Source organism: Tenacibaculum sp. Cn5-46, assembly GCF_022347705.1.
In the GTDB taxonomy this organism is placed as follows: domain Bacteria; phylum Bacteroidota; class Bacteroidia; order Flavobacteriales; family Flavobacteriaceae; genus Polaribacter; species Polaribacter aiptasiae.
The window spans coordinates 113605-127806 of the sequence record NZ_JAKRGD010000004.1; the positions used below are offsets into that span (position 1 = coordinate 113605).

Below are 14202 nucleotides of genomic sequence, written 5' to 3' on the forward strand. Positions count from 1 at the left end.
ATACAAATTACTATAGATTAGGGCTTTTTAATACCATTCGTCGATACTAAACTCCTTTTTAAAGTCATAATCATTATCTGTAATTTTAAAAAAATATCCGCTTAGTTAAGCGGATATTATAATTTTAACGAGTGTTAAACAACTTAAAATTATTAGTGCACCATTTCTAATGCACTAATAATTTAACTGGCTTAAATGTATATTTTTTACTAATAATCTTACAGAAATACAATCCTGTATTCAAAGATTTACGTTCGAAGTTAATTTTATTAATTCCGACTTCCGCTTTGTAATTAGTTTTATATACTAGCTTCCCTAATTGATTATACACTACAAATTCTAGATCTTCTTGTTCTTGTGCTTTAAAATATAAGCTTGTACTTAATGTTACTGGATTGGGTACAGCAGTTACTAGTCCTCCTTCATATTCTATTAATTCAGTAAAATCTATTTTAGAAAAACGAATATTGGTTAAATTCATTTCTTTGGTTGTTACTGAACCATCTTCTGAAACCATTTTGAAAACTATAGTTGCAATATCATCTAATACTAATTCTCCTCCTTTTTTAGAAACAAAACTTGTAAAAGGTATCACGTAATCTTTAAAAGAATCAGATAATGCTATAGTGGTTTTATATTGATCTTCAAAAGAAGCAATACTTTTCTTAACAAAAGTAATTTCTAATTTTCCTGTTCCTTTTGCTTTTAGTTTAAACCCGTTGTAGTCCGACAAATCAACTGGCATAAAACGTGGAGTCAACGCTCTGTACGCTGCTATAAATGTACTTGTTGTTGCTGTTAATTCAACGTTTCTTTCAACTGGAAAATCTTTTGCTTCAAAAGTATAGTCGTTTGGTACTATTGCATAATTTGACACTACTGTATTTGCTCCCGAAGCATCTACTCCCCAGGGTCCATCAGACATAAATAAATCGTCTGGTGTTGCAATACCATCACCTATTCTAAAACCTATATCAAATAAGTTACCTGTTGCTACTTTTAAGTTTGTTATATAATTTTGTTCTAGGTTTATAGTTGAGTTTGAGTTTTTCAAACTACTAGTTTCTGTTTCTCTGTAACCTGCATCAAATCCTACTTCTCCACTTCTGTTTCTATTAATAATTTGTAAATCTAGAGATCCATTATTATACTTTCCTTTTCTAACAAAAACTGTAGGAGGTCTTGATGTTTTATAACCTGAAATTGGTTTCGCTGCATTTAACAAACTCACTACCTCATTTGCTAAAAGATATAAATCATCTAGTGAATTTGACCATATTTGAAAATTATAAAATCCTACATTGCTCTCATACTTATCTAAATTCCAATGACTTTCTATTTCAAAATTAGCATCGTTATTAACTACTTTTGCTGAAAGACTTAATGAGAATTCTACAGTGTTGTCTGCATTTTTAATTAACGATTTTATAAATTGATGTCCTTCAATTTCTATGGTTGATACTGATATTAACTCTGCTCCTAGTAAACGATCGCAAATATATTTGGTGTGTTCATATACTCCATTCTCGGTTTTTAAAGCTAGTATTGAAGCTACTGGAGTTCCTTGTTCTACATAATCAACTGCATAAATATCCGTTGCGTTTGTAATAGCAATTAAATCTTTTGGTGATGATTCCACTACTTCATCTTCCTTAATTACATCTAAAGGAATAAAGTCTTTTAATTCTATTGCTCCACCTTTCTTTTTATAATCTAAAGATTTAGTTACTCTTGCTGCTTTGCTTCTATCAAACTTGTAATTAACTTTTGCTCTATTGTAATTACGTTTGTTAATTTGTTCTGATAATCTATTATTACTTTCCAATCCTCCTTCGTTTCCTCCTGAAGTTGGAGCCAATATTACACTACAATTTCCATAACCAGAACATGATGGATCATCACAATCTACTAAACCATCTCCGTCATCATCAATTCCATTATCACAAATTTCTTGAGGTACTGGTGCTGTTGGACATCGTGCTCCATCATTACTTGAACTAGATGGTCCAAAGGCAAATAAATTAGAATCAATTGCATTAGAACCAGTTAAGTCTTGAACTGCTTGTATTACGTATATAGTACCTGTTTGGTTTGCAGATACATAAAATCGACCAGAAGCATCAAAATATACCGCTCCATAGGTATAATTTAATCCTGACATAATTGGTACTTCTCCTAAAGATTGTACAACACCATTAGAAGGATCTACTCTATATAGTTTGTTTGTCTTTTTTTCTACAGTGTATAAATTACCATCTACAGCATTAAAGGCCCAATCATGGATATTGATATTTGCCGATAAAGTTTCTGTTGCTAAATGTTGCCCGTAGGTTGGTGAATCTGGATCTAAATCTATTTTATAATAAGTTGTTCCACCTCCCTTAAGATAATATACACCGTCTGGATTAATTCCTCCAATGTATCTTCCAGTTGTAGGTAATTCATCAATGTAATAGGTAGTTACTTGAAAATCATTCCCTATTCGAACAATTGTTTTTGAAGGTGTACTTAATGACCCCCATATAAATCCATCTTGCGGATTGTAAGCTGCTGCATTGATGCTACCTGGAGTAATATCTTCTGCTACTAGATAAGAGTTTCCTGAAGCTAAATCGATTGAATAGACATCATTGAATTGAAATAAATAAGCATTGTAAACACAATTGAATGGCGTGTTTTGGGAAACAATACTTAAACTAAAAAATGCAATAAATATGCATAATAGCTTTTTTAAAAGAGTAATAGTTTTAATCATAATATAATAGTGTAAAATCTCTATTAAAAATAATTAACTATTAACTCTCCTCTTTAAAAGCTCGTTAAGTTGTAGCTTAAGTGTAGACGAAATGCAAAATTCCTTAGATTAAAAACTATAATAAGTCTAAACGCTTCATTAATTCAGGTCTTTTTGATCGACTAACTGGAATAACATTTTTCTTTATTAAAACACTATTATCCTCTATATCAATTATCTTTTTAACATTGATGATGTACGATCTATGTATTTTTAAGAACAATGATTCTGGTAGTTTTTCTTCTATTTTTTTAAGAGTAGAATGCACTACATAGTCTTTTTCTTCTGTTTTTATATTAATATAATCTCCTTTTGCTTCAACAAGATAAATGCTTGGTAAATCGATTTTTATTAAACGTCTATCAATATTTACATAAAAATCATTATTAATCTCTTGTTCTTTAGAAGAAGAAGATTCCTGAACTTTTGCTGCTTCAATACTCTTTTTATTCTTTGCTTTTTCTATAGCTTTATCAAAACGTTCTGCATCAATAGGTTTTAATAAATAATCTACAATACAATCATATTGAAAAGCTTCAATTGCAAATTGTGGATCTGAAGTAGACAGAATAATTAAAGGAGGATTCTTTAACGTTTTTACAAAATCAAATCCCGTAAAATCAGGCATATGAATATCTAAAAAGATAAGGTCCACTTTATTCTCATTCAAATACTTAATGGCTTGAATTGCATTAGGAAATTCCTCAACGACGGTTATACCTTCCTTTTCATTACAAAGTGCTTTTATAATTGACCTTGCTAGTTTTTCATCATCAATAATAATACTGTTCATAAAGTTTAAATAGTTTTCAAATATTCAGAAATTGTTTGTAAAATTTTGTCAAATCCTTCAGCTCCTTCTATACTATCTTCTCTAAGATTATGCTCATATTTATTAGCTTCTTCATAACTCTTAGTTAACCCTAAAATACTAATTTTATGTTTAATTTTATGAACATTTTCTTCAATCTTTTTATATTCTTTTTTTTCGAAGCTTTCTATATATTCTTGCTTTTCTCCAGGAAACTCTGATTTAATAACATCTATCAATGTATTTTTTACTGACTCATCTCCTCGAGCTAATTGATCTATGTATGATAAGTTTGGTTGTTCCATAATTTATTTTTTTAATGTAAAATAAAATGTTGTTCCTTTTGTTAGTTCAGACGCTATCCATATTTTACCTTCATACTGTTCTATAATTTTTTTCACTATGGATAATCCTATCCCTGCCGATTTATAATCGTTCTCTAATTTTTGAAAGGCTAAGAATATTTTTTCAAAGTATTGCTCTTCCATTCCTTTTCCATTATCCTTAATACTAAATTCCCAAAAATCTTTTGTATCTGTAAAATTAATTATTATCTCCCCCTCTTCCTTATCGTTAAACTTAACTGCATTGTCTATAATACTATAAAACAATTCTTCAAGTCTAAAATTGTCTCCCTTTACTATTGGTAATATTTCAGGGATACTTACTGCAATATTTTGAGGTATTGATACTTTCTTTAATACTTTGTTTACAATTTTATTCAGGTCTACTTCATAGGTATCTTTAATTAGTTTTCCAATGGTTGAATATTTGGCTATTCCTTTAACCAACTCATCCATTTTTTCTACATTTTCTCTAATTAAATTAATTTTTTCTCTTCCATCTTCTCCTAACGCTTCTTTATAATCATCTCGTAACCAAAACGTAAGAGCATCTATACTTTGTAATGGCGATTTTAAATCGTGCGTTACTAAATGTGTATATTCATTTAGTTCTTTATTTCTACGTTCTAAGTTTTCTAATAATCTATCTCTTTGTTTATTTATCTGAAGTATTTCTTTAGTTTGATTATCAATAACATCCACTAATTTTGAAGAATCTAATTCGGAGATTTCATCATTCTCTTCTGTTAAATCATAAGAGTTTAATGTACTTATTACATTCTTCAGTTTTTCTATTACTTCTTTTTGAGATTTCGACTCTTTTCTAAGTCGCTCATTTGCTTGATAAAGTTCTTCGGAACTTATGGCTGTTGCCCGTTGCAACATACTAAACTGCTCTTCAGAAGTATTATAGGATTTACTTACCGCTTCAACAAGACTCTTTACCTCTTCATTCTCTTGTAAAGAAGGGCTTAGGTATTTTCGTAACTGTCTTTTTATTAACGGGTTCATTATTCACTAATTAACGTAATTGTCATTGTTTGATTATGCAATTGGCAGTTCGTTTCATTTCTAAAAGGAGCAATTTCTCCATATGAATACAAGCCACAAATAGTTGTATCTTTTCCTACTACTTCTAACACTTCTTCTACTTCCTCCTCTACTCTTTGATCTAAAACTAATTTTCTTCCAATACAACTCACCAAGATGGCTAATTCTGGATCAGTTTTTCTTAATTTTAAAGCATCAGAAGCTGCTTTTTCAGAAGCATTTACAATACTATCTACATTTGTCATCATCAATTGAACTCTAGAACCTTCTAAAATATCTCCAGCTAAAATCATTGAGTTCTTTTCTTCATCAATATTTAAAATAGTTCTTACTATTGATTGTTTATCGTTTGTCGATTTTACTTTTAAAGGGTATAATAAAGCTGCTCCTGGCAATTCTTTTGATTTATCTCCCAAGTATTTTTTATATAAATCTAAGGCCGGTAAATCATCTAATTCATATAAAATATTGGCATCAGATTTTGTTACAATTCGTTCGGGACCAAAAGGAGTCCAACCTCCATTGATTGAAAAACTTACATCTAAGGTTTCTCCATATAATCCTATAGCTACTATTTCTCCTTTTTTAGGCTGTTCATTATAAGAAGCAATCGTTTTCTCAAAACGTGCTGCATCTCCACATAAAGCTCCTGTAATTAGCAATTCATTATCTGTAGCCGCATTCATTCCTCTTGCTAACTGACTTCCATTTATAAAACTTCCTTCAGAAACAATAAATACATGTTTTAAACCTTCACTTGAGAACTGTTTAATTAAGTTTTCTCCTGTTACAAAACTCTTCTTGTTAGAATCGTCGTTTAATACATTTGCTGTTTTTATAACATACTTACTTTTTTCAAATTCTATTGCTGTAATTGTTATACTCTCATCATCAACATATTTTGACGTGATATCTCCAGATGTTGACCCAAAAACAATATGTCCATCGTCAAATAGCCCTCTTACTTCATTATAAATATTTTCATCTTCTAATAAATATCTATTTCCAAATACCAATACTAAAGGCTCTTTTAACGAAACTTTTTCACTAATATATTCCCAATCTGAATTCTTCGTTTTTTTTAATTGTACAGTCTTCATATGTTATTATTTTTTAATGGTAAAATAAAAGGTAGTTCCTTTGTCTACTTCACTATCTAACCAGATTGTCCCTTCATATAAGTCAACTATTTTCTTAACTATTGAAAGTCCTATACCTGTAGATTCTTTACTTTTATTTAATGAATAGAAAATTTTAAATATGCGATCATGGAATTTTTTTTCTATTCCTATTCCATTATCTTTTACATAGAATTCATAAAATGAAGGTTCTTCTTTAAATCCAATATCTATAATTCCTTTTTCTTTATTTCCAAACTTTATAGCATTACTAATTAAGTTTTGAAATAATTGCTGGAACTTTGTTTTATCTCCTTTTACTATTGGTAAACCATCCTGTATATTTATAGTAGTATTTTCTGGTATGTAGAGCATTTCCTTTAAATCATTTAAAACCACATTCAAGTCTACATCTTGTGTTTCTGTAGTTACAGAATCTACACTTGAGTAGTTTAAAATATCTGAAATTAAACTCTCCATTTTTTCAAGAGTATTCTCTATTAAATCGAAATTTTGAAGTGTCATTTCGTCTAATTTCCCTTCATTATCTGCTTTTATCCATGAAGTAAGTGCGTGTACACTTCTTAGAGGTGATTTTAAGTCATGAGAAACGATATGAGCGTATTCGTTTAGCTCATTATTACTCTTTTCTAGTTTATTAAGTAATTGAATATTTTTCTTTTCAGCCTTTTCTCGTTCTCTAATATTCATAGCACTCTTTAGTTGCATTGAAACTAAACTTGCTATGTGTTCTAAAGTATCAAGGTGATCTTTTCTAAAAAAGTTTTTATCAGGGTGCTCAGAATCTATAACTCCTATTACCTTTCCTTCACTAATAATTGGTACTGATATTTCAGAAAACCTTTTTTGTCCGTCAATAACATAACGATCGTCTTTAGAAGTATCTTTGATAATCTCTGCTTTTCCTGAATTTGCTACGTGCCCTACTATACCTTTACAAATAGGTAAGGAAAATTTATCTATAATTTCTTTAGCCTCACTTACTTTTGCTCCATAGGATGCTATTTTTTCTAGCGTATTGTCTTCTCTATTTACTAAATAAATAACGCAATCGTCTGTACCTAAATACTCTGCTATTTTTTGAGTCATTTCCCATGCTATCTCAAAAATATTATTTTTCCCAAGGATAGATTTTGCCAAATCATTAATCATATCTATAATTAACGTTCTTTCTCTCTCATGAGTAATATCTTCTATAATAGCAACTTGAAATTTGATTTCCTCTTGACTATTTCTAACTGCATTTACATTAGTTTTTGCCCATAAAACTGATCCGTTTTTTCTTTTATATCTTTTGTTTAGCACAAAATTATCGATCTCTCCAGAGTTCATTTTATCAATTAATTTTTTAGACTCTGGATAGTCTTCTTTAAAAGAAATATCGGCTACAACAAGTTTAGAGAATTCTTCTTTTGTATATCCTAATGCTTTTTGAAAAGATTCATTGGTTCTTAAGATACTTGTACCTTCTGTAAGCACAATTCCAAACGGTGAGTTTTCTACAATGATATCAAGTTCCTTCTTTTGTTCTTCTATTAATGCTGAAGTACGTTTAGTTTCTGTGATGTTTCTGATAATTCCTTGTGCAGCAACAGGTTTATTATCTTTGTCATACACTATACTTGCATTAATTTGCACCCATTTAACTTGCTTATCTTTACTAAAAATTCTTGCAGTGTAATTTGAAAAGGTACCTTTATCCTTTAACTCCGTAAAAGATTTAAATGCATATACTGCATCTTCTGGATATATTAAGTTAACTACGTTTAGTTTTTCTTTTTCTATATCATATCCAAAAATATCAACTGCAGCATCATTCATTCGAAGCACATTTCCTTTTAAATCCATTATAAGGTATGCATCGATGAAATTTTCGAAAACCCCCTCTAATTGAGAAGATTTCTCGTTCAGTAAATTTTCGAGTTTAGCATTCGCGGCCTTTAACTCTTCAGACATCAAGTATAGCTCTCTTGATTTGTCTTCTAAGATTTTTTCTGCAGCTTTTCTGGCCGCTTTTTCTCTCGTTAAAGCGCGCTGCAATAGATCTGTCGTTGGGGGACTCATTTATTTTTCTTTTTAAAAACCCTTCTTAATTTTTACCCTTTAAAAAAAACAATAGCTAAGTATCTTTAAAAGTGCTAAATGTTACATTTTATCAGATATTAAATTCAGTATAGTTTATTAGCGTCTGTACCAAATCTAACATTTTTTTTTGATTTTTAAAAATTTTCACACAAGTTTTTTCACTCAAAACCAACCATTTATGGCTCTAAATTAAATTACGAGGTTTTAAAACACCTCCAACGACCTGATTATTTATTTACTTCTATTTTCGAAATAACTTTAATTTTTATTAATAATAAACTTTACTTCACTACCATCTTTCTTGGTTCTCTCTAGCACAATAGTAGCCGTACTGTTAAAGTATTCAAACGTTTTGTTCATTAAACCTAAGCCAAAGTGATGCATTGCTCTACTCGACTTATAGATTAAAATTAACGAACTCTTCGTTTTTTCTTCTACAATAAATGTAGGAAGCTCTGCTTTTGGGTATATTTTACGCACCTCTACATGAATATGATTCTCAATTGATGCCAATAGTTCTATTGGATCAGTATAAGTGTTTAAAAGCCCTGGATAACTTTCTTCTAAGACGCTAAAAAAATGCTCTCCATATACCAAAAGTAAATTGTCTGTCGAAATCCCAGTATTATTACTCAGATTTCCTAACAATTGAAGCATCTCTGAAAAACGATATGTTCCAATTGCAGTATAGGCCCCTCCAGATTCCAATTCAGATTGTGATATAATTTTATCAACCATTTCTAATCCAAATTTACTTTCTACGAGGTCCAAAAACTCTGTAAAAACTATCCCTTTCAAATGTTAACTATTCTTTAGTTCATTTATTGACCAATATGCTAGGGTTGCTTTTATTTTTTCCACATAATCATCATACTTTAATGGCTTTAACATATAACCAGATACCCCTATTCTATAACATTCGTGAATGTCTTTTTGGTTATCTGATGTTGTTAAAATCACCGTAGGTATGTGTCTTAGATCTTCATCTTTTTTTAAGATTGATAAAAATTCTATACCATTTATTTTTGGCATATTTAAATCTAATAAGATTAGATCTGGTAAATTCTTTTTTGTTTCTAAAATGACCAAAGCTTCCTCGGCCGTTTTAGCTTCTGTGATATTATGTTTTAGTTCTAATAATGAAACTGTTCTATTCATTTTCATTATTTCTATCATATTATCCTCAATTAATAGTACATCTAATATTTTTGCCATCGAATTATTACAAATAAATTATGGGTCCAATTTAAGTCTAATTATCAAAAATCAAAGATAGATTGCGTCTAAATTAAAATAAGTGTCGATAAACGGTAAAAAAGTGTCGGTAAACAAAATTCAGTTTCCTTTAACGGTTCTTTAAAAATTTGCTAATGAATTAATATTACCTTAAGTTTTTGTAAACATTATTAAATGTTAAAGTATATACAAATTAACAATATCTAATAATGAGTTTATTCCTAAAATTATTATTAAGAATAACGCTTGAAATCCAGCCAAAGGAACGTTTTTTTCTTTTAAACTTGGTTTTAGTATTACAAATAATATATATGAAAAGATTAATGACACTGAAAAGAGAACAAAAAAACTGATAATTGGAAAACTTACTGCTAAAACTCCAAAAAAGAAAAAATCTCCTAAGCCTATGGTTTCAAAAACACCTTTCTTCATCTTATAATTACTATAAATTTTAAGAATAAAAAATAATAGTAAGATGAATAGTAAATTGACACTAATATTAATTAAATATACATATGGTGTGGATTTCAAATAATAAATTATACCTCCTACAATAGCAGTAAGCATAAATAAAAAGATATAAACCTGCCTATCTTTTAAGTCTTGTATAAAGATTACTGCTAATAAAACTAAAAATATGAGAAATAAATACACCAATTTTTTATTTACAAAACTACTATAGTTTCTTTATAAACAATAGAATTAATTTCGATTTTATTACAACTAACTTAATTAAAAATATAGTTATGTCCTTGTTTTTAAATTTCATTACTTAAATTTGCAGGGCTATAATTTTTTTGCATGGAAAAGTTTTTGACAGATATACCTACTGAATTTTTACAAAAAATTAGTTCTGATATAGCTTATGGCTATCGTATTGTTCCTTTTGATTACCAAAATGGGACTATTCATGCTGTTACTGATACCGATAATTTATTGGATATTGCTTCGGAATTAGAGATTTTATTAGGTCAAAAACTTCATTTGGTTAAGAAAAACAAAGAATCTATAAACTTTTTATTACAAAAAAACTATAGAAAAACGAATAGCTCTACTATGAGTTATTCTGAAGATTTTCTTCTAAATTTAATTCACGAAGCCAAACAAATTGGAAGTAGTGATATACATTTTGAAGTTTTTGAGCATAAAAATAGAGTTCGCTTTAGAATTGATGGTAAACTATTAGAAAAGTATATTATTTCTAAAAGTGAATATCCAAAAATTGTAAACCGAATAAAAATAATGGCTGGCTTAGATATTTCTGAAAAGAGATTACCTCAAGACGGTCGTATTAATCTTTCAAATGCACAAGAAGATTTTGATATTCGTGTATCTTCTCTACCTACATTACATGGAGAAAAACTAGTACTTCGTATTCTTTCTAAAAACAGTTTAACTGTTCAATTGGAAAATTTAGGGTTTTCAGAAGAAGAGCTAAGTACTTATAAAAACTCAGTTAAAAGACCTAATGGTATTGTTTTAATTTCAGGCCCTACAGGATCAGGAAAAACAACTACTTTATATGCTACTCTTAAGCTTTTAAATACAAACGATACTAATATTTTAACTATTGAAGATCCTATTGAGTATACTTTAGAAGGAGTAAATCAAGTACAGTTAAAAGAAAGTATTGGATTGGATTTTGCTAGTACGTTACGTACTTTTTTACGTCAAGATCCAGACATTATTATGGTTGGAGAAATTCGTGATGTGGCTACTGCTAATATGGCTATACGTGCCGCATTAACTGGTCACTTAGTACTTTCTACAATTCATACAAACTCTGCTTGGGCTACAATTTCTAGGTTAATTGACATGGGAGTTCCTCCTTTTTTAATAGCTAGTACTTTAAATGTAAGTGTTGCCCAACGATTGGTTCGTAAATTATGTGACAACTGTAAAACTAAAGTCACTACTGATAAAAATGCTCTTCCTAAAGAAGCTCTCTTAAATGAGGAAATAGATACTCATTATAAAGCCGTAGGCTGTCCTACTTGCTACCAAACTGGTTATAAAGGAAGAAAAGCTATTTATGAAATAATCCCTATTACAAAAGAATTAGTTGAAAACATTCAGCAAAAAGACTTAGATATCACAGATTATTTAAAGGAAAAAAAGATTGCTACATTAAAAGATAATGCTATTAGTATGGTTAAAAATGGTGTTACATCTTTAGATGAAATTTATCCTTTATTAATTAACTAATTATCTACTCACATATATAATTATTACTATGAAAAAATTATTTTTTATTGCATTGTTATTCTCTTTGAGCTTATCTGCTCAAAATTATACACCTTTGAATTATTATTTTAATGGAACTCCAACACATGGAGTTAAAATTAAAACAAATTTACCATACACAGATGGTTCTCAAATGCCTACAATTATAATAGAGGGGTATAATTATGGAAAAAGTCAATCTATTGGACTTATTCTTAATTATTATATATACAATGGAGGCTATAGAAATTATGCCGCTACAAGTTTTGGTGCTTATGCTCCTCCAATTCAATTAGCTAATGAAAACGGAAAAGTTGTGATTTTCTTAGATTCAAGAGAATATTTTAACAGATTTCAGGTAAGAACTTACGCTAAAGGGTTATCTCAAGAATATGTTGAAGCAAATTTCCAAAATTGGCATGTTGTAGATGAAGTTATATCTGGCACCAACGTAGTTACCGTTCCATATAAAAATAACGTTACTGGAGATATGGAAATTGTGGGTAGTGTTAATATTGGAGGCACAGAAAATAAATCTCTTAGAGTAAGACATATAAACGGGAAAAATGGTGCAAGTGCTGACTTTGACCATTTATTTCTTAATTATAGTACAGGAAAAGATGTTTGGATAGGTAGCTCAGGTACAACTTCAAATTTAATCACTTATGGTAGAATAACAGGAAATAGTTTTACTTCTAAATCATCTATATCTGTTTTTTCTAATGAGGTCGGAGAACCTGATAAAAGATTAACCATAAATACTAATGATGCTGACAATACATATATTTACAATTATGATTCCAGTAATAATTCTTTTCATACAATTAACTTAGGAGGAACACATTCATTATCAAACGGATTAACTGTTTTTGGAAATGGTGATGTAGGTATAGGTACAGATGATACTCAAGGGTTTAAATTAGGTGTAGATGGTAGAATAGCTGCTACAGAAGTTAAGGTTGCAACTTATTCTAACTGGCCAGATTTTGTTTTTAACAAAGACTATAATTTACCAACTTTAGAAGAAGTTGAAAAACATATTAAAGAAAAAGGTCACCTTAAAAATATTCCAAGTGCTAAAGAAGTAAAAGAAAATGATGGTATAGAGTTAGGTGAAATGAATAGAAAATTATTACAGAAGATTGAAGAACTTACTTTATATACTATTCAACAACAAAAAGAGTTAAAGGAGCAAAAAAGTAAAATTGAAAAATCTCAAAGTAATAATGAAAAATTACTTTCCATCATAAAAAAATTAGAAAAAAGAATTAATAATCTCGAAAAAAATAAATAATGAAAAAGACTATTACACTACTATTTTTAATCATTAGCTCAATTTCTTTTAGTCAAAACAGTATCAGTCAAAATGGATTAAACTCAACTGTAACAGGTCAATTTGCTGCAAATGCATTACAAGCCAAACGATATGAAATAGCTAAAGTTATTTATAATGCACATCATTGGCAAAACAGCAGTATTATTGAGGTTGAACTATTTAATGTACGCTATTCTTCAGGCTATGAGAAGTTTTTAATTCAACTAGGATACGGTACAGGAACTACTGGTACCTCTCCTATAGTAACTCATTTAGAATCTTATGGTATTGCACATAATGCAAAAATTACATTAGGAGAACCTGTAAATCATAGTACTAGTTCTGGAGGTTATCCTAATAAAGTTATATCTATTTATGCTGATGTTCGATATTACAGTATTTACAAAGCTAAGATTTCTCATCTTAGACAAAAAGTATCTTCTTTTACAGCTCATCAACAAATTATAATTAATGAGAATCCAACTGGAACCGACATTGATGATTTTACACCTCCTGCTCTAAAAAAAGGAAAAGAAATATTTGAGACTTCTAATACTTCATTTGATTTAAGAGGTAGATCAAATAAAAGTTTAATGCTTTTAGAAATTAATAATGAAAGACCTACTTGGAAAGATCAAATTTCAATAGTTAGTAATTTAAGTACTCCTTATGGTATAGCTTTCTCAGGTAGTGGACATCATCGAGGTGGTTTATATGCTGAAAATTTAACTTCACCTGGAAGTGGAAATATTACTTTATGGGCTAGAAATAATGGTAAAGTTACTATTGAAGGTCATGATATTATTTTAAATAATAGAAATAAAGTAGGAATAGGTACTACTTCTATACCAGATGATTATAAAGTTGCTATTGCAGGAAATGTTATTACTGAAGAAATTAAAGTACAACTAAAAACTAATTGGTGGCCAGATTTTGTTTTTAACAAAGACTACAATTTACCAACTTTAGAAGAAGTTGAAAAACACATTAAAGAAAAGGGACATCTTAAAAATATTCCTAGTGCTAAAGAAGTAAAAGAAAACGATGGTATAGAGCTAGGTGAAATGAATAGAAAATTATTACAGAAGATTGAAGAACTTACTTTGTATACTATTCAACAACAAAAAGAGCTACAGAAACAAAAAGAAAAAAACAGTACTTTAGAAGCCCGTTTATTAAAGCTTGAAAAACTAATTTTAAAATAA

12 protein-coding genes are annotated in these 14202 nt (G+C 29.2%); 3 read left to right on the plus strand and 9 right to left on the minus strand.

Annotated features, from left to right (window positions below; all coding sequences use genetic code 11):
* Window positions 1-166 precede the first annotated feature (166 nt).
* From MHN29_RS09570 to MHN29_RS09610, 9 genes are all read right to left on the minus strand, one after another.
* Complete coding sequence (locus MHN29_RS09570; RefSeq protein ID WP_235274823.1) at window positions 167-2755, minus strand: T9SS type A sorting domain-containing protein; 2589 nt, start codon at window positions 2753-2755, stop codon at window positions 167-169.
* 115 nt (window positions 2756-2870) lie between these two features.
* Window positions 2871-3587, minus strand: a complete 717-nt coding sequence (locus tag MHN29_RS09575) for a LytTR family DNA-binding domain-containing protein (protein WP_235274822.1) — start codon at window positions 3585-3587, stop codon at window positions 2871-2873.
* A gap of 5 nt (window positions 3588-3592) precedes the next feature.
* Entirely contained in the window at window positions 3593-3910 is a 318-nt protein-coding gene (locus MHN29_RS09580; protein ID WP_235274821.1) for an Hpt domain-containing protein, read from the minus strand.
* A 3-nt stretch (window positions 3911-3913) separates the two neighbouring features.
* Window positions 3914-4960 (minus strand): ATP-binding protein, encoded by a 1047-nt coding sequence (locus tag MHN29_RS09585; RefSeq protein WP_235274820.1) that lies wholly within the window; start codon window positions 4958-4960, stop codon window positions 3914-3916.
* The gene (locus MHN29_RS09590) at window positions 4960-6099 is read right to left on the minus strand and encodes an FIST signal transduction protein (protein WP_235274819.1); all 1140 of its coding nucleotides are present in this window, start codon (window positions 6097-6099) and stop codon (window positions 4960-4962) included. The genes MHN29_RS09585 and MHN29_RS09590 overlap by 1 nt, the downstream gene beginning before the upstream one ends.
* Window positions 6100-6105: 6 nt before the next feature.
* Window positions 6106-8202, minus strand: coding sequence for a PAS domain S-box protein (locus MHN29_RS09595; protein ID WP_239176074.1), 2097 nt, complete (start codon window positions 8200-8202; stop codon window positions 6106-6108).
* A gap of 279 nt (window positions 8203-8481) precedes the next feature.
* A complete protein-coding gene (locus MHN29_RS09600) occupies window positions 8482-9021 on the minus strand; it encodes a heme NO-binding domain-containing protein (protein WP_235274817.1) in 540 nt (179 codons plus the stop codon).
* 3 nt (window positions 9022-9024) lie between these two features.
* Window positions 9025-9438, minus strand: a complete 414-nt coding sequence (locus MHN29_RS09605; RefSeq protein ID WP_150899558.1) for a response regulator — start codon at window positions 9436-9438, stop codon at window positions 9025-9027.
* 198 nt (window positions 9439-9636) lie between these two features.
* The gene (locus MHN29_RS09610) at window positions 9637-9891 is read right to left on the minus strand and encodes a hypothetical protein (protein WP_235274816.1); all 255 of its coding nucleotides are present in this window, start codon (window positions 9889-9891) and stop codon (window positions 9637-9639) included.
* A 369-nt stretch (window positions 9892-10260) separates the two neighbouring features.
* Here MHN29_RS09610 and MHN29_RS09615 point away from each other — a divergent pair, with 369 nt between their 5' ends.
* The 3 genes from MHN29_RS09615 to MHN29_RS09625 are packed head-to-tail and all read left to right on the plus strand — an operon-like array spanning window position 10261 to window position 14202.
* A complete protein-coding gene (locus tag MHN29_RS09615; RefSeq protein WP_235274815.1) occupies window positions 10261-11664 on the plus strand; it encodes a GspE/PulE family protein in 1404 nt (467 codons plus the stop codon).
* Window positions 11665-11692: 28 nt separating this feature from the next.
* Window positions 11693-12976, plus strand: coding sequence for a hypothetical protein (locus MHN29_RS09620; protein ID WP_235274814.1), 1284 nt, complete (start codon window positions 11693-11695; stop codon window positions 12974-12976).
* Window positions 12976-14202, plus strand: a complete 1227-nt coding sequence (locus MHN29_RS09625; RefSeq protein WP_235274813.1) for a hypothetical protein — start codon at window positions 12976-12978, stop codon at window positions 14200-14202. The genes MHN29_RS09620 and MHN29_RS09625 overlap by 1 nt, the downstream gene beginning before the upstream one ends.

Coding starts and splice junctions, on each gene's coding strand:
- MHN29_RS09575 (WP_235274822.1), bottom strand. CDS start 3,587: ATGAACAGTATTATTATTGATGATGAAAAACTAGCAAGGTCAATTATA.
- MHN29_RS09580 (WP_235274821.1), bottom strand. CDS start 3,910: ATGGAACAACCAAACTTATCATACATAGATCAATTAGCTCGAGGAGAT.
- MHN29_RS09590 (WP_235274819.1), bottom strand. CDS start 6,099: ATGAAGACTGTACAATTAAAAAAAACGAAGAATTCAGATTGGGAATAT.
- MHN29_RS09625 (WP_235274813.1), top strand. CDS start 12,976: ATGAAAAAGACTATTACACTACTATTTTTAATCATTAGCTCAATTTCT.
- MHN29_RS09585 (WP_235274820.1), bottom strand. CDS start 4,960: ATGAACCCGTTAATAAAAAGACAGTTACGAAAATACCTAAGCCCTTCT.
- MHN29_RS09620 (WP_235274814.1), top strand. CDS start 11,693: ATGAAAAAATTATTTTTTATTGCATTGTTATTCTCTTTGAGCTTATCT.
- MHN29_RS09605 (WP_150899558.1), bottom strand. CDS start 9,438: ATGGCAAAAATATTAGATGTACTATTAATTGAGGATAATATGATAGAA.
- MHN29_RS09610 (WP_235274816.1), bottom strand. CDS start 9,891: ATGAAGAAAGGTGTTTTTGAAACCATAGGCTTAGGAGATTTTTTCTTT.
- MHN29_RS09615 (WP_235274815.1), top strand. CDS start 10,261: ATGGAAAAGTTTTTGACAGATATACCTACTGAATTTTTACAAAAAATT.
- MHN29_RS09570 (WP_235274823.1), bottom strand. CDS start 2,755: ATGATTAAAACTATTACTCTTTTAAAAAAGCTATTATGCATATTTATT.
- MHN29_RS09595 (WP_239176074.1), bottom strand. CDS start 8,202: ATGAGTCCCCCAACGACAGATCTATTGCAGCGCGCTTTAACGAGAGAA.